The organism is Paramagnetospirillum sp. (assembly GCF_058402745.1).
On sequence record NZ_JBZVFI010000003.1, the window covers coordinates 453,939 to 480,448 of the forward strand.

Genomic DNA, 26,510 nt, shown 5'->3' on the forward strand with positions numbered 1-26,510 from the left:
CCATGGCTTCGAACCGGCGGAGATTAGTACTCTCCGGTGCGGTTTACCATCCTCTCGATCTCTTTCTTGACGATGCGCTCGATCATGTAGGGCAGGTTCTGGTCCAGCCATTCCGACAGGATCGGCTTCAACAGCTCGCGCACCAGATCTTCCAGGGTGATGGCGCTGTTGCCCAGGCCGAACGATTTCTGCCGCACGATCTCGCGCGCCAGATTGGTCAGCAGCGAGGCGCCGTGGTCGATGCTGGGCGGGCTCATCAGGCCCTCGTCGTCGGGCGGCGGAGCGCGGCGCGGCGGCGGGGGCTCGTAATCGTCCATCACCCGGCTGGCGGCGGCCATCACGGGGGCCGGCTCGAAATCGCCGAGATCGGCCTTGAAATCGTTGATGTCGAAAGCCGGCTCGGGTTCCTCGGCCACCTCCTCCATCACCATGTCGTCGGTCAGTTCGAGGACGTCGTCGTCCATCTCCGGCTCGGGCTCGGGAATGGGCAGCGGTTCGGGTTCGGGCTCGGGCTCCGGCACGGGGGCCGGCGTATCGAACAGCGAGTCGATATCGTCCTGGGCGAAGGTGGGCTCGGGCTCCGGCTCGGGTTCCGGCTCGGGCGGCGGCATGGGCTCGGGCTCCGGCTCGGGAGCGACCGGCTCGGGCGCCTTGGGCTTATCCTCGGCCTCATCCTCCGACAGGATTCGTCGGATCGAGGCGAGGATATCCTCCATTGATGGTTCTTGCTGGGCCTTGTCGTCGCTCATGTCACGGCTATTCTGTCTGCCTGCGCCCAAGAAAGGGACCTGCCGTAATAGTGACTTACGGCTGGTAACAAATGGTTAAAATTCCACGAGTCCCCAAGAGAAACCTGGGCCGGCCATTCGACCGCGCCCCGGTTCCCACTATTTCTACTCGTATCCTTTGTCCTTGTCGATGCCATTGCCGATCCACTGGCCGCGCACGTCGTCATAGTGCTTGGTCGGATCATAGACATCGACGGGAAGATTGAGCCCCCGGGCGGTCATTTGCCCCAGGGCCGACTTGACCTGATAGGAGGCGGCCAGCACGTCGCGGCTGGCCTTGACCAGATTGACGCGGGCATCGAACAGCTCCTGCTCGGCGTTCAGCACGTCGAGGATGGTGCGCGATCCCACCTTGGATTCCTCGCGCACGCCGGCCAGGGCCAGTTCCGACGCCTTGATCTGCGCCTGATAGGAATTGGCCTGGGCACGGGCGGCCTGCAGGCTTTCCCACGCCTTGGTGGCGGTCTCGACGGCATCGCGCCGGGCCTGGTCGGCCTCGATGCGGCGCTGGCCGGCTGTATGCTTGGAGGCGCGCACCCGGGAATAGACGCTGCCCGATTCGTACAGCGGCACGCTGACGTTCAGCAGGACCTGACGGTTGGTGTACGAGGATTCCATGGTCGAATTCTGCAGTCCGCGGGTGATGTCGGCCGACAGCGACACGGTGGGCAGCAGCTCACCCCAGACCAGATCGACGCCGTCCTTGGCCGCCGCATGGGTGAAATCGGCGGAAATGACGTTGGGATTGGCGGACAGCGCCTGGGAGGTGACGTCCTCCAGGCTGGCGGGCAGCACCGGCGGCGCCGCCGGCGTGGTCAGCGCCTCGGGCGGGCGGCCGACATTGTTGACGTAATTGGCCCGCGAGCTTTGCAGGTTGCCCTCGGCGGCGACGCGGTCGGCGGTCGCCTTGGCCAGGCGGGCCTCGGCCTGGCTGACGTCGGTGCGGGTCAGCTCGCCGACCTTGAAGCGCTCCTCGGTCGCCTCGTACTGCTTGCGCAGCACCTGCTCGTTGTTGATGGACAGCCGCAGCACCGCCTCGTCGCGCACCACGTTGACATAGGCGGTGGCGGCGGCCAGCAGGATGGTCTGCTCGGTGGAGGCCAGCAGGGCCCGCTCGCTCTGCACGGTGTTCTCGGCCTGGGCGGTGGCCGCCAGGGTGCGGCCGCCACGGAACAGCGGCTGGCTGATGGTCAGCGCCTCGGTCCGGGGCGTGCGGGTCATGGAATACTTGGTCAGCGTATTGTTGTCGTAGCTGCCCCGGCCGACGGAACCGGACAGCGACACGGTGGGCCGCCAGTTGGACAGGGCCTGGGGAACGCCTTCATCGGTGGAGCGCAGCTTGGCGCGCCGGGCCAGCAGCGTCGGGTTGGACGAATAGGTGGACGCCAGCACCTCCTCCAGCGTCTCGGCGGCAACGGGGGTCGAGGCGGCCACGACGATGCACGCCGCGCCGATCAGCCGACAGCTTACCTTCCTCATTCAACACCTGTGTTCAGCAATGCGGGTCCCCATCCCGGAACGACCTAATATCGCCCGAGAACATTAGACCTTGGACGGGGAAGATCAAGGACAAATCCAGCCCCCTACCCTTGCGTCCGGGGGACGGCCATGCCGTCTTCCCGAACGTCGGGGCGGTGCCGTCAGAACACGAAACCGGACTTGGGGGCCATGCCGGGCAGATAGGGGGTGGAACCGTCGAACAGCGCGCGGCGGCCGAAGGTGTCGCCCACCCGGACCACCTGGACCACCTTGCCGGCGCCCCTGGTCCCGGAATCCACCACCGCCGCCAGACGGCCGCCATCGCTCAGCTGGCGGCACAGGCCGGCGGGAATCTCGCCCACCGCGCCGGCATAGACGATGACGTCGTAGGGAGCCTGGGCGGCGTAGCCGGCGGCCAGGTCGCCGCTCACATAGGCCACGTTGTCGATGCCCTGGTCGGACAGCGCCTGGGTGGCGCGGGCGGCCAGGTCGGCGTCGCTTTCCAGCGCCACCACGGTGCTGGCCAGCCGGGACAGCACGGCGCTGGCCCAGCCGGTGGCGTCGCCGATGACCAGAACCACGTCGGAGGGCTGCACGGAAGCCGCCTGGAGCAGGCGGGCCAGCACCAGCGGCTCGATCAGGAAGCGGCCGCCGCCGATGGCGACGTCCTCGTCCACATAGGCGAAGCCGCGCATGGCCTTGGGCAGGAACGCCTCGCGCGGCGTGGAGGAAATGGCCCCCGCCACGTTCAGATCATGCACCTTGTTGGTGCGGATCTGGTTCTCGACCATATTGAATCTGGCGCTGGCGTAATCCATGGCCCACGGGCTCCCATCTTGATCGTCGGTCTCTAGGACGGGCCCGCCCCCCTTGAACTCGGGCAGAGCCACGGGTGGAATTTATAGGCGGGACCGCCCGCGAAAACAATGCTGCGAAAAGGCTGAAACAGCCGCTTGACCCGGTATCGAACAGCGCGTATAAGCAGCGTCCTCACGTCGGCACCCGCCGGCTGGGCCGGTTGGGCCGGGTGGCAGAGTGGCTATGCAGCGGACTGCAAATCCGCGTACGTCGGTTCAATTCCGGCCTCGGCCTCCACCGTCCCCGGGTCCGGGTGTGGATGTGAGAAACAGAATTCCTCGGCTTGCCGCACCGCTTGGGCAGGCCGTTGATCCGGAGTAGCTCAGCGGTAGAGCAGCCGGCTGTTAACCGGCTGGTCGGGGGTTCGAATCCCTCCTCCGGAGCCAATTGGCCGCAGAAACGCCAGGTTTCTGCGGCCTTTTCATTTCAAGTCCGCCCTCAACCGCCCCCTTTCCCCCACCCCGCCCAACGGGTCGGGCGCCGTCGCATGCCGCCAGCGGGAGCGAAGACCGGACGCGCGGCATTCAGATGAGCATCCGAAATGATATGCATTAACTCTATTAATTTCAAATATGTTGCAGTGCACCCTACTGTCTGACCGTCATTTCCACCCAGGAGACGGTCAGTGCTCGTCGCCCGAAATCCGAGGCTCCGGCAAGAAGACACGGATGGCTTTGCCCGGCGGTCGCACTTGCCGCTGCCGGCCGGAGCGGCGTCGTGACGGCCTTGGATCCGGTCATCCTGTTCTTCGTCCTCGGCGTGACTGCCGGGCTGATGCGCTCTGAACTCAGGCTTCCGGCCTCGGTCTATGAGTTCCTGAGCATGCTGCTGCTGCTGGCCATCGGCCTGAAGGGCGGGGTCGAACTGGCCAGGCAGTCCCTGCCGGACTTGCTGCCCCAAGTGCTGGCAGTGGCGGCCATGGGCACGGTGATGCCCCTCATCGCCTTTCCGGTCCTGCGTTTCATCGGGCGGCTGAAACGTGTGGACGCGGCTTCCATCGCCGCCCATTACGGCTCGGTCAGCGTGGGAACCTTCGCAGTGGCGGTGGCTTACCTGACCTATCGCGACATCGGCTTCGAGGAGTACATGCCGGTGTTCGTAGTCATCCTGGAAATCCCGGCCATCATCGTCGGCGTGGCCCTGGCACGCGGAATCACGCGCGATACCCAGTGGAAGCGCATGACCCATGAGGTCTTGCTCGGCAAGAGCATAGTCCTCCTGGTCGGCGGACTTCTGATCGGCTGGGCGGTGGGCGCCGAAGGGCTGAAACCGGTCGGATTCCTGTTCTTCGACCTTTTCAAGGGCTTCCTGGCGCTGTTCCTGCTGGAAATGGGCCTTATCGCCGCCAGCCAGCTCGGCTGCCTCCGTCACCACGGGTCGTTCATTCTGGCCTTCGGCATTGGCATGCCCATTCTTGGGGCCGTGATCGGCACCGTCCTGGGCTCGGCCCTCCAATTGTCCCTGGGCGGCACCATCCTGATGGCGACCCTGGCGGCCAGCGCGTCCTACATCGCCGTGCCGGCGGCCTTTCGCTTGATCGTCCCCGAAGCCAATCCGACGCTGTCGCTGACCGCATCGCTGGGAGTGACGTTCCCCTTCAACATTCTCGCCGGAATCCCCCTGTACCATCAGTTGGCGGTTCGGCTGGGAGGAGGATTCTGAATGCCCCGCCAGGTCCGCAAACTGCTCACCATCATTGCCGAGGCCGCGCTGGAGAGCATGCTGCTCGAAGAGTTGGGGACACTGGGCGCCCACGGCTACACAGTGACCGAAGCGCGCGGCAAGGGTAGCCGCGGCGTACGGGCGGGGTCCTGGGAAGCCTCATCCAACATTCGCGTCGAGATTGTCTGCGATGACAGAACGGCCGACGCCATAATACATCATGTCGAGAGTAAATACTATCGAGATTTTGCGGTTATTTTGTTCATCTGCAATGTCGATGTACTTAGACCAGATAAATTCTAACAAACACAAGAGAGGGGAAAGCCGTGACACAGAATATCTATGAAATTGGTACCGTCCCCCCCCTAGGCGAGGTGCCGTCCAAGATGTACGCTTGGCTGATCCGGCCGGAACGGTTCGGACAGCCGGACGATGCCTTCAAGGTTGAGGTGGTCGATGTCCCCGAACTGGGCGACGACGACGTCCTGGTCTACGTGATGGCTGCCGGCATCAACTACAATAATGTCTGGGCGGGCCTGGGCGTGCCGCTGGACGTCATTGCCGCCCGCAACGCTGCCGGCGAGCCGGAGCGCTTCCATATCGGCGGTTCGGACGCGTCCGGAATCGTCTACAAGGTCGGCCGCAACGTCACCAACGTCAAGGTGGGCGACGAGGTGGTTGTCCACTGCGCCACCTATGACAGGGATTGCCCGCATATCCGGGCGGGCGGCGACCAGATGTACTCGCCCACCTTCCGTATCTGGGGCTACGAGACCAACTGGGGCAGTTTCGCCCAGTTCACCCGGGTCCAGGCCCACCAGTGCCTGCCCAAGCCCAGGCACCTGAGTTGGGAGGCGGCGGCGGCCTACATGCTGGTGGGCGCTACCGCATACCGCATGCTGCTGGGGTGGGAGGAACACGCCCTCAAGAAGGACGAGGTGACACTGATCTGGGGGGGCGCCGGCGGCTTGGGATCCATGGCGATTCAGATCGCCCGCGCCGTCGGCGCCATCCCGGTGGCCGTCATCTCCAGCGACGACAAGGCGGAGTACTGCCGGAGCCTGGGTGCCAAGGGCTGCATCAACCGCAACAGCTTCGACCACTGGGGCATGCTGCCCCACTGGAAGGACGAGGTGGGCTACAGCCGGTGGCTGAAGGGCGTGCGCTCGTTCGGAAAAGCCGTCTGGGACGTCCTCGGCGAGCGCAAGAACCCCCGCATCATCTTCGAACATCCCGGTGAAACGACCATTCCCACCTCGCTGTTCGTCTGCGACACCGGCGGCATGGTGGTGATCTGCGCCGGCACCACCGGCTACAACGCCACGGTGGACCTCCGTTACCTGTGGATGCGTCAGAAGCGCGTCCAGGGCTCGCATTTCGCCAATGACGCCCAGTGCGAGGCGTTCAACGACATGGTGGTCAGGGGCCTGATCGATCCCTGCCTGTCCAAGGCATTCACCTGGGATCAGATACCCCACGTTCATCAACTGATGTACGAGAACAGGCATCCCCACGGCAACATGGCGGTGCTGGTCGGAGCGCCCGGGTTCGGGCTTGGCGCCAGCGCGGAAGACCCCCATCTCGCCGACCACCTGCCGGTACCCGAGACCATTCACCATCCCGATCCGGCCGCCGCCTTCCCTGTCCCCCGCCACATCCACGCCGAGATGGATTCGTCCGACGATGCCCCCGTCAGGCACGTGATGAGCCGGGGGCTGGTTTCCTGTTCTCCGGACCAGACGTTGGGGGAAGTCGCGAAAATGCTGATCGACACCGACGTGGGGGCGGCGGTGGTGATGGATGGAGATAGTCCGGTGGGCATGATTTCCCATACCGACATCGCCTTGGCCCGCCAGCAGGGAAGCGTCTCCGAGGTCCTGCGAAGCCCCGTTCACGAGGTGATGGGACGGGGTTGCGTGACCTGCTCCCCCTCCATGCCGCTGACCGAAGCGATCAGCATCATGGCCGGCCGCCGCATCCACCGCCTGGTGGTGATGGAGGCAGGCAAGCCGGTGGGCATCGTGACCATGGGCGATATCGTGCGCACCATGGTTGGGCGGAACGACGGATGATCCCCACCCCGGAGGCGGCACACCGCCTCCGGGGCTTTTCTCCCCCCACGTCAACAGGTTAAACAGTGGATGGGAGGATGCCCGACAATGCCCATGCCTCTGCCGCCTTTCGATTTCGACCTGTTGCGTACATTCGTCGCCATCGTAGACAGCGGCGGATTCACTCGGGCGGGCAGCCGGCTGGGCAGGACCCAGTCGGCGGTCAGCCTCCAGATCAAGCGCCTGGAGGATGCCCTTGGACAGCGGGTGTTCCTGCGTGACCGGCGGGAACCGGAACTCACCGCGACCGGGGAAATCCTGCTGACCTACGCGCGCCGCCTGCTGCACATTGCCGACGAGGCGCGGGTGTTGCTGCAGGAGCCGGATGTGGGCGGAACGGTCCGCCTGGGCACACCCGAGGACTTCGCCACCTACCATCTGTCGGATGTCCTTTCCCGTTTCACACGGGCCCACCCCCAGGTCACGCTGGAGGTTCACTGCGACTTCACCGCCAATTTGCTGGATGCATTTTCCCGGGGGCAATTCGATCTGGTCTTGTGCAAGCGTGAACCCCAGGGTCCCGGCGATGGCATCAAGGTCTGGCGGGAACCCTTGGTCTGGGTGATGTCCGACCGCCTGCGCCTGACCGAGGGCATGCCGTTGCCCTTGGTCCTGGCCCCCAACCCGGACATCTACCGCCGCCGGGCGCTGGCCGCGCTGGAAAGCGCGGGCCGCACATGGCGCGTCATCTATACCAGCCCCAGCTTCACCGGCATCAAGGCCGCGGTGAGCGGCGGGCTGGGGGTGACGGTGCTGCCGAGGGAGATGGTGACGCCCGGTCTGACAGTCATCGGTCCCGACCATGGCCTGCCCGAGCTGGCCGACACCGAGATCGTCCTCCTGCGGGCTCCGGGTTCCCGCCCCAAGGCTGCGGAAATGCTGGCCGAAGACTTGGTCAAGTCTCTCGGAACCCCCCTGCGCGACGACAGGTAGGGCGACGCCCCACCCCCGGCCTTTTCGCCGTCATTCCCCGGTGAAGCAGGGCGGGCGTTTCTCGCGGAAGGCCCTCACCCCTTCCTGGTAGTCGTGGCTGTCGTAGACCTGGCGGCGCAGACCCTGCACCCGCTCGAACATGCGCGGCGTGATGGAATGGGCCGAGGCCAGCACCCGCATCTCCTCCTTCATCACCGCGATGGCCAGCGGCGCCAGCCGGGCGATGTCGGCGGCCATGTCGGCGCAGAACCCGGTGATGGCATCCGCTTCGACCAGATGGTTGACGATGCCGAGCGCATGGGCGCGGGCCGCATCCACCGGCCGGGCGGTGAAGGCCATCTCGCGCACCACGTGGATGCCGGTGACGTTCATGAAGGTCAAGAGGCCGGAGACGTTGTAGGGAATGCCCAGCTTGGCCGGGGTCAGGGCGAAGGTGGAATCGGGCGTCGCCACCACCATGTCGCAGGCCAGCGCCATCTCGCAGGCCCCGCCCCACACGCCGCCCTCGATCAGGGCGATGACCGGAGCCGGGAATTCCTCGATGGCGCGGATCACCACCCGCAGGGGGTCGCTCCAGCCCAGGGGGTCGCGGTGGGCGCTGGGCAGTTCCGACACGTCGTGGCCCGCCGACCACACCTTGCAGCCCGGCTCGGCCCGCAGGATCACCGTCCGCGCCTTGGCCCGCTGCGCCTGGGCCAGCCCGTCGATGATGCCGGCGATCATCGCCTCCGACAGCACGTTGCGCTTGGGCTGGTTGGTCATGGTGATGACGGCCAGGGGGCCGTCCAGTTCAATAAGCGTGCCCGTCACGATCGCTACTCCTTGGCCATTCCGGCGGCCGGAACAATGGCACAGCCCGCCGCCGCCCCCAAGCCGTACGATTTCGAGAAGGCGGCGATTGCCCCCCGGGCGGTCCGCCCTTACACTGCGTCAAACACTCTTGCGGGAACCGACACCATGTCCGATCAGGAACGCATCATCGAACTGACCGCCACCCTTGCCGACGTGGTCTCCCGCAAGGTGGAGGAGATCAAGAAGGTGACCGGCACCACCCGCATCCTGGCGCTCAACGCCCTGATCGAGGCGGCGCGCGCCGGCGAGGCGGGCAAGGGCTTCGCCGTGGTGGCCGGCGAGGTGAAGAACGTCTCGGAAAGCATCGACGGCATCACCCAGTCGCTGGAAGCCGAGATGGGCGCCGCCGTGGACGAACTGGGCCGCCTGGCCAGCCGCCTGCGGGCCGACGCCGCAGAATAATCCGATGACCGCGCCCCGCAGGATCTGCCGCCCCCTCGCCTCTTTCGGCCTCGCCTTGATGCTGGGCCTGGGCGCCGGCTCCGCCATGGCCGGCTATGACGAGGGGCTGGCCGCCTATCAGAAGCGCGACTGGACCGCCGCCATCCGCGAATTCAAGCCGTTGGCCGCCCAGGGCAACGCCGCCGCCCAGGCCAGGCTGGGCCACATGCTGTTCGAGGGACTGGGCGGGACCAAGGACGACGTCGAGGCGCTGCGCCTGCTCAACGCCGCCGCCTCGGCCGGCGATTCCCTGGCGCAGCACTGGCTGGGCAGCGCCTATTTCAACGGCCGCGCCGTGCCCAAGGATGTGTCCCAGGCCCTGGTCTGGTTCGGCCGCGCCGCCGACAAGGGCCAGCCGGAATCCATCCACGCCATGGGCGAGATCCATTTCAACGGCCTGGGCATCAACAAGGATGAAGCCAGGGGCGTCGAGTATTTCAAGCGCGCCGCCGAGAAGGGCTGGGCCGCGTCGCACGAGCGCCTCGCCTCGCTCAGCTGGGACGGCCGCGCCATGCCCACCGACAAGGTCAAGGCCCTGGAGCACGCCCGCATCGCCGCCGAGGCCGGGCGCCCCGTCGCCCAGTTCATCCTGGGCCTCGGCTACCTGCTGGGCCAGGGCGGCGTCGAGAAGGACGTGGCCAAGGCCGCCCCGTGGTTCCGCAAGGCCGCCGACCTGGGCCACCCCCAGTCGCAGCACAATCTCGGCGTCATGTACGCCAACGGCCACGGCGTTCCCAAATCCATGGTGGAGGCCTATGTCTGGATGGCGCTGGGCGCCCAGCGGGCTCCGGCCAACCTGAAGGCCAATTACGAGAAGGAACGCGATTCCGCCGCCGCCCGCCTGTCGCCGGCCGAGGTGGAAACGGCCCGCGCCCGCATCGCCCAGTGGAGACCCGGCAACGCCTCGGCGCCGCAGGTGACCCATGCCGCCCCGGCGCCCGCCACCTCGGCCCCGCCCGCGCCCCAGCAATCGGCCACCGCCCCGCCCCGCCCCACCGGCGGCAAGGTCTCGACGGGCTCGGGCTTCGTGGTGTCCACCGACGGCGTGGTGATGACCAACGCCCATGTGGTGGAGCAATGCCGCACCATCACCGTCAAGCCCCAGGACGGCCCCGCCGAGATCGCCTCGCTGAAGGCCAAGGACAGCGCCAACGACCTCGCCCTGCTCAAGACCTCGCTGCGGCTGCCGGAAATCGCCCGCTTCCGCCAGGACCGGCCGCTGCGCTCGGGAGACGAGGTGGTTGTGGTCGGCTTCCCGCTGTCGTCGCTGCTGTCGCGCGAACCCAACGTCACCGCCGGCGTGGTCAGCGCGCTCAACGGCATGCGCGGCGACCCCCGCCACTACCAGATCACCGCTCCGGTACAGAAGGGAAATTCCGGCGGGCCGCTGATCGACATGGGCGGCAACATCGTCGGCGTCGTCACCTCGAAACTGAACGCCATGAAGATCGCCGACCGCACCGGTGACCTGCCCCAGAACATCAATTTCGCCATCAAGGCCGATCTGGCGCGCAGCTATCTGGACAGCAACGGCGTCAACTACCAGACGGCGGCCTCCTCGGCCCAGCTGTCGGTCGCCGACGTGGGCGAGCGCATCAAGCGCGTTACCGTGTTCATCGAGTGCCGGGTCGAGTAGAGCATAGAGCATTGAATGCGAGACATGCTGTCATCCTGAGCACAAGCGAAGGATCTTTCAGCCGCAAGCGACCGCCGTTGCCGGTGAAAGACCCTTCGGCTCCGCCTCAGGGTGACAGACTGTTTCCGATTAAGCGCTCGACGCTTTAAGTTACGGCTTGATGGCCAGGCGCACCGCGCCCCAATGCTTGCCCCGGATGGTGATGGGGCTGTCGAATTCCTTCAGCACCACGAAATTGCCGCCCCCCATGTCGCGGGGATAGGTCTGGACGAAATGGGGCTGGACGTTGCGCGCCGCCACCAGCCCGGCACGGTCGTCGAAGATGCGGCGATTGCGGGAATTGGCGGTGTTCCACACCGTCTCGCCCGGCTTCTGCGGCTGGGAATACTTCTTGTTGTGGGTGCCGATATAGCCGTTGCGGTCGGCGACGCAGCAGATGACGATGCGCGGGTCCTTGTCCAGCACCGTCTCGGTGAACTGATGCACCACCCGGTCGGTCAGGCTGGTGTGCCGTGCCATGAATTGCTGCGGCGAGGTGTCGGGGATGGGCTCGTAATGGGTGTCGAACAGGTCGGCCTCGGTGATCTCGCCGGCCTTCAGGGCCGCCTCGAACGCCGAGGTGACGCCGCCCGCCACGCCCTGGACCAGATCGATGTAGAGGCGCTCCTCGGCGCGGGCCTTTCCTTGAGCGGCGGCGATGGCCGCCAGCGCCTGCTGGGGAACCTCGCGGAAGCGCACGTGCAGGCCGAGCACGCTGGCCCCCACCGCGTCGCAGGGCAGCGGGCCGATGCCGTCCAGGTCCAGGGTGCCGCCCTGCCCCACCAGTGACGGATCGTTGAGCCCGGCCAGGACGACGCCCTTGCTGGCGAGATCCCCGGTATGGCCCTTGACCTCCCTGGTGCCGATCCGGCCCGAGAAGGCCAGCCCGACGGCGACGCGCGGCACGGCACGGCGGTCGCCCGCCGCCGACGAGCGCAGGATGATGCCGAGGCGGCGCTGCAGGTCGCTGACGTCGCGGTTGACCACCATGGACAGCTCGTTGACCCGCTGGGCGGTGATTCCGGTGCGCTCGGCCTGCTGAAGCACCGACTGGGCATGGCCGTGCACGGTGCCGGTATGATCGGCGGCCTGGCCGGCGTTGCCCTTGATGTCGGCGGTGGCGGAGAGCTGCATCTCGCTGGCGAGGTTCACTTCCTGGGCGATGGTGTTGATGTCCTGGATGGACGCCGTCACCTCCTCGACCATGGCCACCGTCTCGTCGGTGGCCTGGCCGATGGCGTGGGCCTGGGCGTTGACGCCCCGGATGCCGTCCTCGGTCAGCTTGGCGAGGCGCTTGACCTCGTCGGCCACCACGGCGAAGCCCTTGCCCATCTCGCCGGCGCGCGCCGCCTCGATGGTGGCGTTCAAGGCCAGCATGCGGGTCTGGCCGGCAATGGACTGGATCAGGCGCACCACGTCGCGGATGCGGCCCGTGGCGTCCTTCAGCCCGTCCACGGTGGCGGCGGCGGTTTCCATCTTCTGCTGGGCGGCGTCGGTCAGGCGCGAGGTGCCGTGCACCTTGGCGGAAATCTGCCGCGAGGTCTCCTCCAGCGCCTCGGTGGCGCCGGCCACCGACTGGACGTTGTCGCTGGTCACGGTGACCGCCTCGGCCACCGCCTCGGCCATGGATTTGAGCTCGGCGGCCACCCCGGTCAGTTCCCGGGCGCCCTCGATCAGCCGCTTCACCTGCTTCTCGATGTCGCCCACGGTCAGCGCCACCTCGCGGTCCACCGTATCGGACAGCGCCAGCATCTCGCGTTTCATCTTGCCGGCCTCGCCGTGCTCGATATAGGTCGAGATGGCCAGGTCCATGTCCAGGAAGGCGGCGCGCAGCACCGCCGCCGCGATGTCGGGAAAGCGCGCCTTGTCGCACTTGGCATGCAGCTCGGCGATCAGCTTCTCCAGCACGAAGCAATAGCCGCCCAGATACCAGTTGACGTCCAGGCCGATGCGCTCATGGGTGGCGCCGATGGCGACGGCGCGATGGAAGTAATCCTCGTCGAAGCGGCCGGAAAACAGCGAACTCCAATGGGCCTGCTGGGTCTGCTTCAGGTGGCCGATCCTGGCGCCGCCGCCCAGCAGCGACTGCAGATTCGGCCATTCCATCAGATGGGCGTAGAAGGAATCGGCGATGCCGGGAAGACTGCCCTCGACCAGGGGACGGACGGCCTTGATGGCGGAGACCGCCTTGTCGTCCAGGCGCAGGAACCTCAGCCGGTCACGATTCTTCGCCACGGCATCGCTGTCGTTCGCCATGCGCCCCTCCTTGGAAGCCGTCCCTCACGCCGTCCTATACGAACGGTCATTCATATATGAGATCAGGGTGGTCCGTTCGCGGGCCGGGGTCAATACGCAATCATAGCAAAGTGATACACTTTTGCCGGCGATGCGACCTTGTCTTGCAGATAATCGATGGGATTGACCGCCTCGGTTCCCCGGCGGATCTCGAAATGCAATTGCGGTGAGGTGACCGAGCCGCTGGCTCCCAGGGTGGCGATGGTCTGGCCGCGCTTCACCTGATCGCCGCGCTTGACCAGCAGCTTCTCATTGTGGGCGTAGGCGGTCATCCAGTTGTCGGCGTGCTTGATCAGCAGCAGGTTGCCGAAGCCCTTCAGTTCGTTGCCCACATAGGCGACCACGCCGTTCTCGGCGGCGCGCACCGCACTGCCCTTGGCGGCGACGATGTTGATGCCGTCGTTGTGCTGGCCCTTGCCGGGCAGCGGGCCGAACTCGGCCACCACCTCGCCCTTGACCGGCCACAGGAAGCTGGACCCGGCGCGGGCCGGCGGCGCGGCGGGCAGCGCGGCGGCGGGCGGAGCGGCGTGGGCTTGCTCGCGGGCATAGGCGGGAGGCTGATCGGTCCGGACGGAATTGGTCTTGCCGCCTCCCCCTCCTCCTCCCGGCGCGTTGGGCGAAGCCACCACGATGTTGCCGCCGGGCGAAGGCGGCGACGCGGCGGGAGTGCCGCCCTTGGCCCCGGGAATGGTCAGGCGCTCGCCCACATGCAGGACATAGGGCGGCCGCTTGCCGTTGGTGGCGGCCAGGGTGTTGAAGTCCACCTTGAAGCGGCGCGCCAGCACCGACAGGGTGTCGCCCCGCTGCACCACGTAATCGGAGCCGCCGCCGGGCAGGCGCAGCACCATGCCGGGCTGCAGCTGGTAGGGCGGCTGCAGCTTGTTGGCCTCGATCAGGTCGCGGACCGCCAGGGAATAGCGCCGGGCGATGGAATAGACGGTATCGCCGGCATAGACGGTGACGGCGGCCGGCCGTTGCACCTGCAGCGGGCCGTCGGGGCCGCGCGACACCGGCACCTTGGAATCGTAACTGGGGGAGCACGCCGCCATCACGGCGGCGAGGGCCAGGACCATAACCAGATGATGTGGCGCGTGCCTCATGCCCGCACTATAAGCACGGAGGGATCATGGGGCAATCATGCCGTAGGGATGCGGGCGGGACGCCCGCGCTCCGAGCCGATGCCCTTCGTGGAGCGTGGGCGTCCCGCCCGCATCCCTACTCATTCCTCGGGCATGCCCTCGACCAGCGGCACGAAGCGCACCGGCAGGAAGGGCTGGATGTCGATGCCGCGATCGGTCCTGGTGATGCGCACCAGTTCCTGGTCGATGCCGCCCACGTCGCCGAGCGGCAGCACCATGATGCCGTCGGGCTTGAGCTGCTCGACCAGAGCGGGGGGAATGTCGGGAGCGGCGGCGGTGACCATGATGCGGTCGAAGGGCGCCTGTTCCGGCCAGCCGCGCGAGCCGTCACCGGCCCGGCAGGTGATGTTGTGCAGGCGAAGATGCCTGAAGCGCGCTTCCGCCTCGGCCAGCAGCGCCTTGTGGCGCTCGACCGAATAGAGCCGGCGGCACAGCTTGGCCAGGATCGCCGCCTGATAGCCCGACCCGGTGCCCACTTCCAGCACCTTCATGCGCTCGCCCACCTCGAGGGCCTGGCTCATCAGGCCGACCACCAGGGGCTGGCTGATGGTCTGGGCGCAGGCGATGGGCAGCGCCGTGTTCTCGTAGGCCTGGTCCAGGAAGGGCTCGGCGACGAACAGGTCGCGGGGGATACGCTCGATGGCCGACAGCACGCGGGTATCGGTCACCCCCATCCGCCGCAATTCCATCAGCAGGCGGATGATTCGGGGCTCGGCCTTCCTCATCAAAAGGCCGTCTCCAGCGCCTTCATGTCGTCCCGATGGGTGAGGTCGAAGCACAGCGGCGTCACCGAAACGGCGCCCCGGCACACCGCCTCGATGTCGGTGCCGGGCGTCGAGCGGTCCTCGGCCCTTTGCGCGCCGATCCACACATAGGCCTCGCCGCGCGGGTCCTTGCGCTCGACGATCTCGTCGCCGATCTTGCGCTTGCCCTGGCGGGTGACCTCGATTCCGGTGACGGATGACGCGATCACGTCGGGAAAGTTGACGTTGATCAGCACGTTGCGGCTCCAGCCCCGGGCCAGCAGCCGGCGGATGATCCCGGGCGCCCAATGCTCGGCCGTCCCCCACTTCACCGGGTGGGGATGGTTGATGAACTGGGACAGCGCGATGGCCGGAATGCCGAGGATGGTGCCTTCCATGGCCGCCGCCACCGTGCCCGAATAGGTGACGTCCTCGCCCAAATTGGAGCCCCGGTTGATGCCCGACAGCACCAGATGGGGCTTCTTGCCCTTCAGCACGTGGTTGACACCCAGCAGCACCGAATCGGTGGGGGTGCCGTCCACGGCGTAGCGCCGCGCCGACACCTTCCGGACCCGCAGCGGGCGGCGGATGGTCAGCGAATGGCCCGCCGCGCTCTGCTCGGTTTCCGGCGCCACCACCCAGACGTCCTTGGAGATGGTCCGGGCGATGCGCTCCAGCACCTTGATGCCCGGGGCGTTGATGCCGTCGTCGTTGGAGATCAGGATGCGCAAGCTTGAGGGATCGGCGACCGGCTCGAACATCTCAGGCGATGACCTCCAGCCCGCCCATATAGGGACGCAGCACCTCGGGCACCTCGATGGAGCCGTCCTCGCGCTGGTAGTTCTCCATCACGGCGATCAGGGTACGGCCCACGGCGAGGCCCGAGCCGTTGAGGGTATGGACGAAGCGGGTGCCCTTCTCGCCCTCGGGGCGGAAGCGGGCCTTCATGCGCCGGGCCTGGAAATCACCGCAATTGGAGCACGACGAGATTTCCCGGTAGCGCTGCTGGCCGGGCAGCCACACCTCGATGTCGTAGGTCTTTTGCGCCGAAAAGCCCATGTCGCCGGTGCACAGCACGATGGTGCGGTAGGCGAGCCCCAGGCGCTGCAGCACCGTCTCGGCGCATCGGGTCATGCGCTCGTGTTCCTCGGCGGAACGGTCGGGATGGGCGATGGAGACCATTTCCACCTTGTGGAACTGGTGCTGGCGGATCATGCCCCGCGTGTCCTTGCCCGCCGCCCCGGCTTCCGAACGGAAACAAGGCGTGAGCGCCGTCATGCGGATGGGCAGCACCTTCTCGTCGAGAATCTCGTCGCCCACCAGATTGGTCAGCGGCACCTCGGCGGTGGGAATCAGCCAGTGGCCGGTATTGGTCTTGAACAGGTCCTCGCCGAACTTGGGCAGTTGGCCGGTGCCGAAGGCGGCGCCGTCCTTGACCATCAAGGGCGGGTCCATCTCGGTATAGCCGTGCTCGGTGGTCTGCAGGTCGAGCATGAACTGGCCGATGGCGCGCTGCAGCCGGGCCAGCGCCCCCTTCAGCACCACGAAACGCGCCCCCGACAGCTTGGCTGCGCCGTCGAAATCCATCAAACCCAGCCTGGCGCCGATGGCGTCGTGGTCAAGGGCGGTGAAGGCGAATTCCTTGGGCGTCCCCCACTTGCGCAGCTCGACGTTGTGCTCCTCGTCGGGGCCGTCCGGCACGTCGGCGGCCGGCAGGTTGGGGATGGAGGCCAGGATGGACTCGATCTCGGCGCCCAGCGCCTTGTCCTCCTCCTCGGCGGCCGGCATGCGCTCCTTCAGGCTCGCCACCTCGTCCATCAATCCTTGAGCGTCGCCGCCGCTCTTCTTCAGGGCGCCGATCTGCTTCGACGCCTCGTTGCGCCGCGCCTGCATCTCCTGAAAGGCGGTCTGGGCCGCCCGGCGGCGCGCATCCAGGTCAAGAATCCCGGCCGAACGCGGCTCCAACCCCCGGCGCGCGAGGCCGGCATCGAAGGATTCGGGATTGTCGCGAATGGACTTCAGGTCATGCATGGCGGCTCGGTCCAAGATGGAAGACGCAAGGCTTATAAGCCCTGGCGCCCCCCCTGTCGAGGGGGGCTCAGGCCGCCAGGGCGAAGGGCCGGCCCTCGACTGCCTCCACCTCGGCCAGCCGCAGCAGGGCGATGTCCAGCAGGTCCGAGGCCAGTTCCTCGAAGCGGTCGCCCAGGAAGCCCTTGAGCACGGCGGGCGGCAGATTGCGGCGGTTGAGGATGCCCGGCATGTTGTCCCAGCCCTTCATCAGGGCATGGATATGGGCCGTGGCCGGGTCGGCGGAGGCCGGCTTGGCCAGCCAGTCCAGCAGCTGCTTCAGCCCCCGTCCCTCGCCGTCGCCGCCCGCTTCCATCTCCGCCAGCCAGCACAGCGGCGCCAGGGCGGGATGGCGTGCGGCCACCTGCCCGGCCCCGCCGCCGTGCCGCCGCGCCAGTTCCAGCTCCAGGGCCGGCGAGACGGCAAAGTCGTTGGCCGAGATTGCTACCAGTTTGCGGCGCCGCGCCGCCACCAGCCGCACCACCGGATGGTGAGGGTGATCGCGCCACAGCCGGTCCAGGGTCTCCTCCGCCTCCCGCGTCAAGGCCTGGCGCTCCTGCGGCGTGCACAGCACCAGATCGGGGCGTTGCAGGGCGGTGAGGCGGAACTGGGCGCGCAGCACCTCCCACGCCGCGTCGGCGGGGACGTAATCGGCCGGCAGGTCGAGACGGGGAGGCAAGGCCTCCTTCTTCTTGCGCGGTGACCGGGGCTTGCCCTCGGCCTTGAGGCCGATGTGATGGGCCAAGGTATTAGCGCCGGTATGCTTCATCCGCCGCAATTCGGCCAACAACTCGGCCGCGCGATCAGGCTCGTCACGCCACACCAGTTCGATGCCATAGGCCAGACGGGAATGGGCATTGCGGGGAAAGGCGGCGTTGGTCTGTTCGAACACTTCCCGCGCCTCGGGCCAGCGCCCGGTATCGGCCAGCAGGCGGGCGAGATTGGTGCGAGGCTCCGGATTCTCAGCCTCGGTATCGGCGGCCATGGCGGCGCGCAACTGCGCTTCCGCCTCCTTGACCATGCCCTGCTCGGCCAACAGATGGCCCAGCAGGCCCAGGGCGACGGCATCGCCCTTGAAGCGGCGCAGGGTGTCGCGGCACAGGGCCTCGGCCTCCGCCGCCCGCTCCGGCCACTTGGCCAGATGCTTGGCCAGTTGGGTGCCTGGAAAGGGGTTGTCGCCGAAGCGGGCGCGGGCCTGCCACAGCACCGCCTCCGCCTCCCGCCACTGGCCGCAGGCCGCCAGACTCTCGGCCAGCAGATCCCAGCGCCGCGGCTCCTCCGGCTGCCAGTCCACCGCCGCGCGAGCCAGGGACAGGGCGGCCAGGGGGGCGCGGTCAATCAGTGGACGGCCAGCCGTGTCCATAGCCTTGGCAAAATTCTCCCGATTACCGCTGCGCTCCACCTCGGCCAGATGGGCGGCTAGGAAGGCCGCCACCTCGGCGTCCAGTTGCGGACCCTTCAGGCCCCGCACCCGGTCGCGGAAGTCATCGCCGCGCTCGGGCCTGGCCGCCTCGCGGTGGCTGACGGCCAGCCCCAGATCCTCGGCCCACCAGCGGGCGAAGGGCTTGCGGGCGAAGCGGCTCAGCAGGGGGGTGACCGCCTTGTCCCAATCGTCGGGGCTGCGGGGATGGTCGGCGCGGATCACCCGCCAGCGGCGCAGGAAGAGCTGGCGCGCCTCCTCCGCCTCGGGCAGGAACTGCGCCCAGCGGGCCAGACCGATCAGCAAGGCCGGTTCCAGATCGGGGGCGCCGGGCGGACGCGGCATTGCGTCGAGGCCCAGCAGGGCCAGGGGCAGGCGATAATCCGGCAATTCCCCCTTGCCCACCGCCTCGCACAGCTCCAGCCAGCGGCCCAGCAGCCGGCGGTCAGCCTGGGTGGCGGCCAGCGCCCCCCACAGGCGGAAGCGGATATCGCGCCCGTCCCCCGACAGCATCCAGGCCAGGGAATCCCATTCGGCCCGCCGCCGGGACAGCAGCCGGCCGCATTCCATCAGCCGCATCTGGTGCACCAGCCCGAAGGCCTGTTCCAGGGCCCGGGCGAAGCGGGCCGGACTGGGCCATGCCCCCACTTCCTCCCCCAGCCGGGCCTCCAGCCAAAGGCACAATCCCCGGTCCAGGTCGCCGGCACGGTCGGCCGCCGCCCCGTCCCGGGTGAACAGCAAGCCCAGGCTCTCCTCGGCATCCATGGGGCCATAGCCCTCGAACGCCACCCGGCCGCGCAACAGCGCATCCAGCGCGGCGGCGGCATCGCGGGCGAAGTCTTCCAGCCAGCTATGGATGGGCTGGCGCATGGGGCGGGCTCGGAGAGGATGGCGGTGTCATCATTTCAGCGAAACCCGGATAGTCACGCCGCAACAGACCGAGATGGGTATCGCGCATGGTCTCCAGCGGCGCATCGGTGTTGGGGCGCACAATCCAGCCGATCCTCTTCAGATGCTTCGCCGCATAGGGAAAGGGCCGGAAGAGGATTTCCGCCACCAGACGGTCGCCTCGGCCAGCCAGATCCACGGCACGGCCATAGCTTACGCCGCCGGGCGTCGCCGGGGAAGGGGTTGGATAGAACCATTCCGACAGGCCCGGCCCCTCGATGGCGGTGGGGGCGGCGAAGGCCATGCCGCGTTCGGCCGGGGGCGCCGCCGCCAGGATCTCCTCTACCGTCACCTCCATCAGCGCCACCAGCAGCCGTGACCGGCCCGGCGGCGGATAATGGCCCAACCCCAGGCGATTGCGCATCTCCCGGGGCCAGGTCTTGGGGCACTTCAATTCTTCGTCCAGGCTGTCGTGATAGGCCCCGAACAGCGCGCGATTGTCGCGCAGGCTGTTCCACACCTCGACAAAGCCGTCGAGGATCGCCTCGCCATCCGCCCTCGCCTGCGGAGTGGCCGCCGGATCGCGGGCATTGGCCAGGGCCGTCTCCAGACGTTTGATGCGGGCCGCCTCGTCCAGGTCCGGCTTCTCCTTGTCCAGGATCCAGTCGATTCTCTCCAGCCGGACCAGACGGATGGTCCCCTTGCCCGGCGCCTCCTGGCAGGCGGCGGCGTTGATGGCGGTGAAGGCCCGGGCGGCACGTCCCGACAGCAGCGGGGGACTGCCGTCCTCGAAATATCGCCACTGGGCCTGTTCCAGATCGGTGATGGCCGGGTCCCCGGCCTGGAGCGCATCCAGGGCGACGGTCCAAGCCTGGTAGCGGGGCCCGGCCAGCCGCCCGTCATGGATCAGGTTATGGGCCAGGGCGAGGTCGCGGCCGGTCATGCCGCGCAATCGCCCGATCTCGTCCTCCACAAAGCCCATGAACCACCATCCCGTACTGTCGCGGGTCAACTATCGCTTATTGACGGTAGAGGTCAACAGCCGATTCTACGAATTGAAATCGGTTTCGTCATGGGGTGTGTCGTCGCCGTCGTCGTCCTGGGTCTCGTCCCGCTTCTTCTCGGCCCAGCGCGCCGAGAGGATGGAGATTTCATAGAGACCGACCATGGGAATGGCCAGCGACAGCTGGCTGACCACGTCGGGCGGCGTGACGATGGCGGCGAAGACGAAATTGCCGACGATGGCGAAGCGGCGCTTCTCGGCCAGCCCGTCGGCAGTGACCAGCCCGACCCGGGCCAGCAGGGTCAGCAGCACCGGCATCTGGAAGGCCAGCCCGAAGGCGAAGATCAGGGTCATGATCAACGACAGGGATTCGTTGACCTTGGCCTCCATCTGGATGGGCAGGGTGCTGGGACCGCCCAGCAGGTTCTCGAAGCCCAGCAGATAGGTGTAGAGGTTGGGCAGCACCAGGTAATAGACCATGGCGGCGCCCAGGGCGAACAGGATGGGGGTGGCCAGCAGGAAGGGCAGGAAGGCCTGCTTCTCGTGCTTGTAGAGGCCGGGCGCCACGAAGGCCCACAGCTGCCCCGCCCAGATGGGGAAGCACAGCGCCGCGCCGGCGAAGGCCGACACCTTCATGAAGGTGAAGAACGCCTCGGTGGGCGCGGTGTAGATCAGGCGGCGGCTGCCGCCCTTGGCCAGGGCCGCCTTGGAATAGGGCTCCAGCAGGAATTCGTAGATCTCGTTGGAGAAGTAGTAGCACACCCCGAAGGCCACGATGAACGAGACGGCCGACCAGATCAGCCGCCGGCGCAGCTCGATCAGGTGCTCGAGCAGCGGCATGGTCTTGTCGTCGTGGGACTCGCTCAAGATGCTTCCTCTAGGGTTCCGGCGGACGGGCGGGCGCCTCGGCGGGCTTGATCTCTTCGGGGGCCGGATCGCTGACCGAGGCAAGCGCCGGCGGCGGCACCTCCTCTCCCCCCTTCAGGTCGAGGGAGGGAAGCTCCATGGCCTTGGCCATCTCGCCGGTGGGGTCGATGGCCTTGTCAACCTCCTGACGCAGCAGGTTGACGTCGGAGACCTTGGACACCTGCTTCTTCAGTTCGTCCAGCTCGGATTCGCGGACCATGTCATCGACACCGCGATGGAACTCGGCCGCCATCTCGCGGGCCTTGCGGGTCCAGCGCCCCATCTGGCGCAGGACCACGGGCAAGTCCTTGGGTCCGATGACGATCAGGCTGATCACGGCGATCAGCGCCATCTCGTCCCAGCCGATGTCGAACATCCGGTCTTAGACCTTGGGGGCGGAATCGGGGGTGGCGGCCGGCTTGGCGGCCTGGGCTTCCGTGACCTGGGAGGGCGGTGCCGGGGTGGGAGCCACCTGGGGCGGCGGCGCGGCGGCGGCGGCCTGCTCCTCCTCGTCCTTCAGCCCATGCTTGAAGGCCTTCACGCCCTTGGCCATGTCGCCCATCAGCTTCGGAATCTTGTTGGCGCCGAACAGCAGCAGCACGATGACCAGAACGATGAGCCAATGACCGATACTCATGCTACCCATGCCACGACACTCCTCGTACGTCATTGCCGGGCAAACCGGCCGGCGGCGGATCATCGCAAAAGAAAAGCAACACCGCAATGGCGGCTTTGGGGATTAGAGGGGCTTGCGGCTTGGTTTGCTGAGGATGAACACCGCGCCCGCCGTGCAGGTGGCGCCCATGATCGCCATGGCCCACCAGGGAGCCCGGGTGAAGCCCACCACGTAGACGATGCTGACCGCCATGCTGGAAAGGGCGATGACCTTGGCGTAAAGGGGAATCACCCGGTTGATCTCCCAGTCGCGCAGGGGCGGTCCGAACACCGGATGGTGGAACAGCCAGCCGTGGAAGCGGTCGGACGACTTGGCGAAACACCACAGCGCCACCAGCATGAACGGCGTGGTCGGCATCACCGGCAGCACGGTGCCGACCACGCCCAGGGCCACGAAGGCCCAGCCGATGATCATCAGGGCGAGCTTGCGGCCCCGGTCCAAGGCCTACTCCCCGAGTCCCAGCAGGGTTTCGTCGTCCAGCAGGTCCAATTGGGTCTCGTCCTCTTCCGCCGTGTCCACCAGCCGCGTGTCCTCCACCGCGCGGTTGCCGTAGGCGCCGGCGGCGGCCCTGGCATCCAACAGGCCGGCGGCCTCCAGCTCCTTGACGCCGGGCAAGTCGGCCAGGGATTCCAGGCCGAAATGATCGAGAAAGCCGTCGGTGGTCGCCCAGGTCAGCGGGCGGCCGGGGGTGCGGCGGCGGCCCTTGGGCCGGATCCAGCCGGCGGCGAACAGGATGTCGATGGTGCCCTTGGACAGGGCCACGCCCCTGATTTCCTCGACCTCGGCCCGGGTCACCGGCTGGTGGTAGGCGATGATCGCCAGGGTTTCCACCGCCGCCCGTGACAGCTTGCGCTCCTGGGTGCGCTCCACCTTCAGCGCCTCGGCCAGATCGTCGGCGGTGCGGAAGGCCCAGCCCTCGCCGCGCCGCGCCAGGGTGAAGCCGCGCGAGGCGTAATGGGCCTCCAACTCCGCCAGCAGTTGAGGGACGTCGGCGCCCTCGGGCAGGCGTTCGGCCATGGCCCGTTCGGAAACCGGCTCGGCGGAGGCGAAGATCAGTGCCTCGACGATGCGCAGGTGCTGCGGATCGCTGCTCAATCCTCCCTCCCCTGTCCCTCTCCGGCCCGGATGTAGATGGGCGAATAGGCGGCGCCGTCCTGGCGCAGCACCAGCTTGCCCTGCTTGGCCAGTTCCAGGGCGGCGACGAAGGTCGAGGCCACCGCCGATTTCATCTTCAGTTCGTCGCCCTCGATGGCGGGAAGATAGGCCATCAGCACCGACCAGTCGGGCAGGCTGCCGATGCCCAGCATGGCCTCCAGGCGGGCCAGGGCGTGCTCCACCGACCACAGATCGGGCGCCTCCACCGTCAGGGTGCGCACCGAATGGCGCACCACGTGGTCGGCATAGGCCTTCAGCAGGTCGTAGAGGTCGAGGTCGAAGATGGAGCGGCTCTTGACCTCGATGTCCTCGGGCGCGCCGCGGGCGAAGACGTCGCGGCCCAGCAGGCGCCGCGTGAACAGGGCGGCGCCGGCCTTCTGCATGGCTTCCAGGCGCTGCAGGCGGAAGGCCAGGGCGGCGGCCATCTCGGCGGGCGACAGTTCCTCGCCGGGCTCGGGTTCCGGCTCGGGCAGCAGCAGGCGGCTCTTGAGATAGGCCAGCCACGCCGCCATCACCAGATATTCGGCGGCAAGGTCGATCTGTTCCCGCCCGACCTTGCGGACGAAGTCCAGATACTGGTCGGCCAGCTTCAGGATGGAGATCCGGGCCAGATCCACCTTCTGGTCGCGGGCCAGCTGCAGCAGCACGTCCAGCGGGCCTTCCCAGACCTCGAGGTCGAGCAGCAGCCGCTCGGCCGGGGCCCGCTCCGGCCGGTCCTCCTCGAAGGCGAAGGTCGGCGTGCGGCTCACGGCCCCAGGATCTCCACCAGGAAGCGGCCGATGGTATCCACCGGACCCTGGATCAGCCAGCGGAAGACGTCCAGATCCATGCCGATCTGGCGGCCCAGCAGGGGAAACAGGAACAAAGCGGCGATCAGGATCAGCATCCCCGCCTTTTCCAGCCGCGCCAGATGCCAGGCCAGGAACGGCGGCAGGATGCCCACCGCCACCCGCCCGCCGTCCAGCGGCGGAATGGGGATCATGTTGAACACCGCCAGCAGCAGGTTGAAATAGATGGCGTTGTCCAAATTGAGGAAGTACCAGCCGCGCACCGCTTCCGGCATCACCGGCACCAGACGCACCGCCAGCACGGCGATCACCGCCAGGGCCAGATTCATGGCCGGCCCGGCCGCCGCGACGATCACCATGTCGCGGCGCGGGTTGCGCAGATTGTTGAAATTGACCGGCACCGGCTTGGCCCAGCCGAACATCACGCCGCCGATGGCCAGCAGCAGGCCGGGCAGGATGATGGTGCCGAACGGATCGATGTGCTTGAACGGATTGAGCGAGATGCGGCCCAGGCGCTCGGCGGTGTCGTCGCCACAGGCCTTGGCGGCATAGCCGTGGGCGGCCTCGTGCAGGGTCACGGCGAAGATCAGCGGAATCGCCCAGATGGTGATGCCGAACAGCAGCCCACCCAGCTCGCCCATCATGGGGAGAGCCCGAGCAGCAATCCGACCCGCTCTTCGGCAGCCTTGCGGTCAAAGGGTGTCCGCGTGCGCTTCTGCGCCAGCCCCCGGGCCACCCGCACCTCGGCCGCCGCGCTCAACGGGCGCAGTTCGGACGCGATGGCGGCCATCTCGGCCATATCGCCGTTGCAGTGAAGCACCACGTCGCAGCCCGCCTCCAGACTGGCGCGGGTGCGGTCCTCGAACGTGCCGCCCAGCGCCTTCATGGACAGATCGTCGGAAATCAGCAGGCCGTCGAAGCCGATGGCGCCACGGATCACCTTGTCGATCACCACCCTGGAGGTGGTGGCGGGATGGGCCGCGTCAAGGGCGGTGTAGACCACATGCGCCGTCATGGCCCAGGGGGCGTGACGATAGGCGTGGAAGGGCGGGAAGTCCTGGACCTCCAGTTCGGCCAGCGGGGTATCGACCACCGGCAGGTCGAGATGGCTGTCCACCATGGCGCGGCCGTGGCCGGGAATGTGCTTGATCACCGGCAGCACGCCCTCGTCCAGCAAGCCGTCGATCACCGCGCCGCCCAGATCGATCACCGACTGGGCGGTGCGGCCCAGTGCGCGGTCGCCGATGACGTCGTGGGCGCCGGGAATGGGCACGTCGAGAACCGGGGCGCAATCCACGTCGATGCCCAGATCGGCCAGCTCGGCGCCGATCAGGCGGAAGTTGAGGCGCAGAGCCTCGCGGGCGGCGTCGAGATCGCGCTCGGCCAGGGCGGCGAAGGGCTCGCCGGGCGGGGCGCTTCGCCAGTGGGGCGGCCTCAGGCGCTGCACCCTGCCCCCTTCCTGGTCGATCAGCACCGGCGCGTCGGCACGGCCCACGCAGTCGCGCAAGGAGTCCACCAGCGCCTTGACCTGGGCCGGATCGGCCACGTTGCGGGCGAACAGGATGAAGCCCAGCGGGTTGACGCGCTGGAAGAAGTCGCGCTCGGCCTGGGTGAGGACCAGACCGGCGCAGCCGAAGATGGCGGCGTTAACGGCGGGCAACGATGCACCCCTGGGATCGGGCGGTGAGCTCGGCGCAGAGCTGGCGGGCGGCCTGTTCCGACAGGGGCGCGGCGCGCACCCGCCAGAACGTCCCCTTGCCCTCCAGCTCGACGCGGACGATGTCGGGCTTCAAGGCGCCCAGCAGGTCGGCATTGGCCTTCTGGATGCGCAGCCATTCCTTGTCGGCCTGATCGGCGGCGCGCACCGCGCCCAGCTGCACCACGAATTCGCCCGAGGCCGGAGCCTTGGCCGAGGTGGCGGGCGCCGGAGCGGGCGGCGGAGTCACGGCGCGCGGCGCCTGGGCCACCACGGCGGGCGCCATGTGCTCGGGCTGGGCCGCAGCAGCCGGAGCGCGTTCCTGCACCGGCTGATAGGCCGGCGGCAGCGGCGCGGCGGCGGGTGGAATGGGCGAGGAATCCATGGGCTGGGCCGCCACCTTGGCCTGGGGCGCGGTCTTGGGGGCCGGCGGCTCGCCCGGCTTGGGCGGAATGGGGGCCGGCCGCTGGGCCACCGCCGGGGGAATGTTGGCCGGAGGGGGCTCGGCCGACAGCGGCGGCACGGAAATGGTCTTGGGCGGCGCCTTGGCGGATTCGGGCTGGGGCAGCAGGCGTTCCACCTTGGGCTCGCTCTCGCCGGCGGAATCCATGCGCTCGTAGACCAGCTTGTCCTGGTTGGGCACCTGCATGCCGCCCCGGTCGTCGGGGCGGGTCTTGATGGGGCGGTCGTCGGCCTTGATCACCGGCACGCCCAGGCCCGCGCCCTTGCGCCCGCCCACGAAGTGCAGGCCGGCGGCGACGATGGCCCCCACCGCGATCACCGCGCCGCCGATCAGCACCCAGCTGCGCAAACGGTGGCCGGCCCGGGCCTGATGGGAATCGGCGTCGGCGTCGTAGCGCTCGGGAATGATGTCCAGCAGGTCGCGTTCGTAATCGTCGCCGGGACGTTTGGCCATGTCAGCGCATCTCCCCTGT

26 protein-coding genes and 2 tRNA genes are annotated in these 26,510 nt (G+C 67.8%); 8 read left to right on the forward strand and 20 right to left on the reverse strand.

The annotated features are described in order from the left end of the window. Positions 1-23 precede the first annotated feature (23 nt). The 3 genes from ACV4UZ_RS03090 to ACV4UZ_RS03100 form a co-directional block, all read right to left on the reverse strand. On the reverse strand, positions 24-749 hold the full coding sequence (locus ACV4UZ_RS03090) for a DUF2497 domain-containing protein (RefSeq protein WP_491599468.1): 726 nt from the start codon (positions 747-749) through the stop codon (positions 24-26). 144 nt (positions 750-893) lie between these two features. Further along, on the reverse strand, positions 894-2,267 hold the full coding sequence (locus tag ACV4UZ_RS03095) for a TolC family outer membrane protein (protein WP_491599469.1): 1,374 nt from the start codon (positions 2,265-2,267) through the stop codon (positions 894-896). 161 nt (positions 2,268-2,428) lie between these two features. Further along, on the reverse strand, positions 2,429-3,085 hold the full coding sequence (locus ACV4UZ_RS03100) for a protein-L-isoaspartate O-methyltransferase family protein (RefSeq protein WP_491599470.1): 657 nt from the start codon (positions 3,083-3,085) through the stop codon (positions 2,429-2,431). Positions 3,086-3,288: 203 nt separating this feature from the next. Between ACV4UZ_RS03100 and ACV4UZ_RS03105 the strand changes: the two genes are divergently transcribed. The 6 genes from ACV4UZ_RS03105 to ACV4UZ_RS03130 all read left to right on the forward strand — a co-directional run bounded on the left by ACV4UZ_RS03105 (position 3,289) and on the right by ACV4UZ_RS03130 (position 7,831). Next, a tRNA-Cys gene (locus tag ACV4UZ_RS03105) sits at positions 3,289-3,362 on the forward strand. Positions 3,363-3,436: 74 nt separating this feature from the next. After that, positions 3,437-3,511 (forward strand) — tRNA-Asn (locus tag ACV4UZ_RS03110). Between the two features lie 331 nt (positions 3,512-3,842). Further along, positions 3,843-4,787: a sodium-dependent bicarbonate transport family permease gene (locus tag ACV4UZ_RS03115; RefSeq protein WP_491599471.1), complete on the forward strand. Its 945-nt coding sequence runs from the start codon at positions 3,843-3,845 to the stop codon at positions 4,785-4,787. Further along, the gene (locus tag ACV4UZ_RS03120; RefSeq protein ID WP_491599472.1) at positions 4,788-5,090 is read left to right on the forward strand and encodes a P-II family nitrogen regulator; all 303 of its coding nucleotides are present in this window, start codon (positions 4,788-4,790) and stop codon (positions 5,088-5,090) included. Between the two features lie 83 nt (positions 5,091-5,173). Then, entirely contained in the window at positions 5,174-6,859 is a 1,686-nt protein-coding gene (ccrA, locus tag ACV4UZ_RS03125; RefSeq protein ID WP_491599473.1) for a crotonyl-CoA carboxylase/reductase, read from the forward strand. Positions 6,860-6,952: 93 nt separating this feature from the next. Further along, on the forward strand, positions 6,953-7,831 hold the full coding sequence (locus tag ACV4UZ_RS03130; protein ID WP_491599474.1) for a LysR substrate-binding domain-containing protein: 879 nt from the start codon (positions 6,953-6,955) through the stop codon (positions 7,829-7,831). Positions 7,832-7,861: 30 nt separating this feature from the next. On the opposite strand, the gene scpB (ACV4UZ_RS03135) is transcribed toward ACV4UZ_RS03130, so the two are convergent. Further along, a complete protein-coding gene (scpB, locus tag ACV4UZ_RS03135) occupies positions 7,862-8,641 on the reverse strand; it encodes a methylmalonyl-CoA decarboxylase (RefSeq protein ID WP_491599475.1) in 780 nt (259 codons plus the stop codon). 36 nt (positions 8,642-8,677) lie between these two features. Between scpB (ACV4UZ_RS03135) and ACV4UZ_RS03140 the strand changes: the two genes are divergently transcribed. Further along, entirely contained in the window at positions 8,678-9,085 is a 408-nt protein-coding gene (locus ACV4UZ_RS03140) for a methyl-accepting chemotaxis protein (RefSeq protein WP_491599476.1), read from the forward strand. Positions 9,086-9,089: 4 nt separating this feature from the next. Then, positions 9,090-10,760 carry a trypsin-like peptidase domain-containing protein gene (locus ACV4UZ_RS03145; protein ID WP_491599477.1) on the forward strand — a complete coding sequence of 557 codons (1,671 nt, stop codon included), beginning with the start codon at positions 9,090-9,092 and terminating at the stop codon, positions 10,758-10,760. A 150-nt stretch (positions 10,761-10,910) separates the two neighbouring features. Here ACV4UZ_RS03145 and ACV4UZ_RS03150 read toward each other — a convergent pair whose 3' ends face one another. The 16 genes from ACV4UZ_RS03150 to ACV4UZ_RS03225 all read right to left on the reverse strand — a co-directional run bounded on the left by ACV4UZ_RS03150 (position 10,911) and on the right by ACV4UZ_RS03225 (position 26,491). Further along, positions 10,911-13,055: a protoglobin domain-containing protein gene (locus tag ACV4UZ_RS03150; protein ID WP_491599478.1), complete on the reverse strand. Its 2,145-nt coding sequence runs from the start codon at positions 13,053-13,055 to the stop codon at positions 10,911-10,913. 89 nt (positions 13,056-13,144) lie between these two features. Beyond that, a complete protein-coding gene (locus ACV4UZ_RS03155) occupies positions 13,145-14,194 on the reverse strand; it encodes a peptidoglycan DD-metalloendopeptidase family protein (RefSeq protein WP_491599479.1) in 1,050 nt (349 codons plus the stop codon). Positions 14,195-14,313: 119 nt separating this feature from the next. After that, positions 14,314-14,958, reverse strand: a complete 645-nt coding sequence (locus tag ACV4UZ_RS03160) for a protein-L-isoaspartate(D-aspartate) O-methyltransferase (protein WP_491599480.1) — start codon at positions 14,956-14,958, stop codon at positions 14,314-14,316. Continuing rightward, positions 14,958-15,737: a 5'/3'-nucleotidase SurE gene (gene surE, locus ACV4UZ_RS03165; RefSeq protein ID WP_491599481.1), complete on the reverse strand. Its 780-nt coding sequence runs from the start codon at positions 15,735-15,737 to the stop codon at positions 14,958-14,960. Before surE ends, ACV4UZ_RS03160 begins: the two co-directional genes overlap by 1 nt. A gap of 1 nt (position 15,738) precedes the next feature. Beyond that, a complete protein-coding gene (gene serS / locus ACV4UZ_RS03170) occupies positions 15,739-17,007 on the reverse strand; it encodes a serine--tRNA ligase (RefSeq protein WP_491599482.1) in 1,269 nt (422 codons plus the stop codon). Between the two features lie 67 nt (positions 17,008-17,074). Continuing rightward, positions 17,075-19,333 (reverse strand): tetratricopeptide repeat protein, encoded by a 2,259-nt coding sequence (locus ACV4UZ_RS03175; RefSeq protein ID WP_491599483.1) that lies wholly within the window; start codon positions 19,331-19,333, stop codon positions 17,075-17,077. After that, positions 19,314-20,333, reverse strand: a complete 1,020-nt coding sequence (locus tag ACV4UZ_RS03180; RefSeq protein WP_491599484.1) for a hypothetical protein — start codon at positions 20,331-20,333, stop codon at positions 19,314-19,316. The genes ACV4UZ_RS03175 and ACV4UZ_RS03180 overlap by 20 nt, the downstream gene beginning before the upstream one ends. 66 nt (positions 20,334-20,399) lie before the next feature. Next, positions 20,400-21,221, reverse strand: a complete 822-nt coding sequence (gene tatC, locus ACV4UZ_RS03185; protein WP_491599485.1) for a twin-arginine translocase subunit TatC — start codon at positions 21,219-21,221, stop codon at positions 20,400-20,402. 10 nt (positions 21,222-21,231) lie between these two features. Further along, positions 21,232-21,636 carry a Sec-independent protein translocase protein TatB gene (gene tatB / locus ACV4UZ_RS03190; protein WP_491599486.1) on the reverse strand — a complete coding sequence of 135 codons (405 nt, stop codon included), beginning with the start codon at positions 21,634-21,636 and terminating at the stop codon, positions 21,232-21,234. A gap of 6 nt (positions 21,637-21,642) precedes the next feature. Then, entirely contained in the window at positions 21,643-21,906 is a 264-nt protein-coding gene (locus ACV4UZ_RS03195; protein ID WP_491599487.1) for a twin-arginine translocase TatA/TatE family subunit, read from the reverse strand. 93 nt (positions 21,907-21,999) lie between these two features. Beyond that, entirely contained in the window at positions 22,000-22,377 is a 378-nt protein-coding gene (locus ACV4UZ_RS03200) for a YbaN family protein (RefSeq protein ID WP_491599488.1), read from the reverse strand. A gap of 3 nt (positions 22,378-22,380) precedes the next feature. Continuing rightward, positions 22,381-23,031 carry an SMC-Scp complex subunit ScpB gene (scpB, locus tag ACV4UZ_RS03205; RefSeq protein ID WP_491599489.1) on the reverse strand — a complete coding sequence of 217 codons (651 nt, stop codon included), beginning with the start codon at positions 23,029-23,031 and terminating at the stop codon, positions 22,381-22,383. Beyond that, a complete protein-coding gene (locus ACV4UZ_RS03210) occupies positions 23,028-23,840 on the reverse strand; it encodes a segregation and condensation protein A (protein WP_491599490.1) in 813 nt (270 codons plus the stop codon). The genes scpB (ACV4UZ_RS03205) and ACV4UZ_RS03210 overlap by 4 nt, the downstream gene beginning before the upstream one ends. Next, positions 23,837-24,523: a site-2 protease family protein gene (locus ACV4UZ_RS03215; protein ID WP_491599491.1), complete on the reverse strand. Its 687-nt coding sequence runs from the start codon at positions 24,521-24,523 to the stop codon at positions 23,837-23,839. The genes ACV4UZ_RS03210 and ACV4UZ_RS03215 overlap by 4 nt, the downstream gene beginning before the upstream one ends. After that, positions 24,520-25,539 carry a beta-N-acetylhexosaminidase gene (nagZ, locus tag ACV4UZ_RS03220; RefSeq protein ID WP_491599492.1) on the reverse strand — a complete coding sequence of 340 codons (1,020 nt, stop codon included), beginning with the start codon at positions 25,537-25,539 and terminating at the stop codon, positions 24,520-24,522. The genes ACV4UZ_RS03215 and nagZ overlap by 4 nt, the downstream gene beginning before the upstream one ends. Continuing rightward, complete coding sequence (locus ACV4UZ_RS03225) at positions 25,526-26,491, reverse strand: SPOR domain-containing protein (RefSeq protein ID WP_491599493.1); 966 nt, start codon at positions 26,489-26,491, stop codon at positions 25,526-25,528. The genes nagZ and ACV4UZ_RS03225 overlap by 14 nt, the downstream gene beginning before the upstream one ends. Between the last annotated feature and the right edge of the window lie 19 nt (positions 26,492-26,510).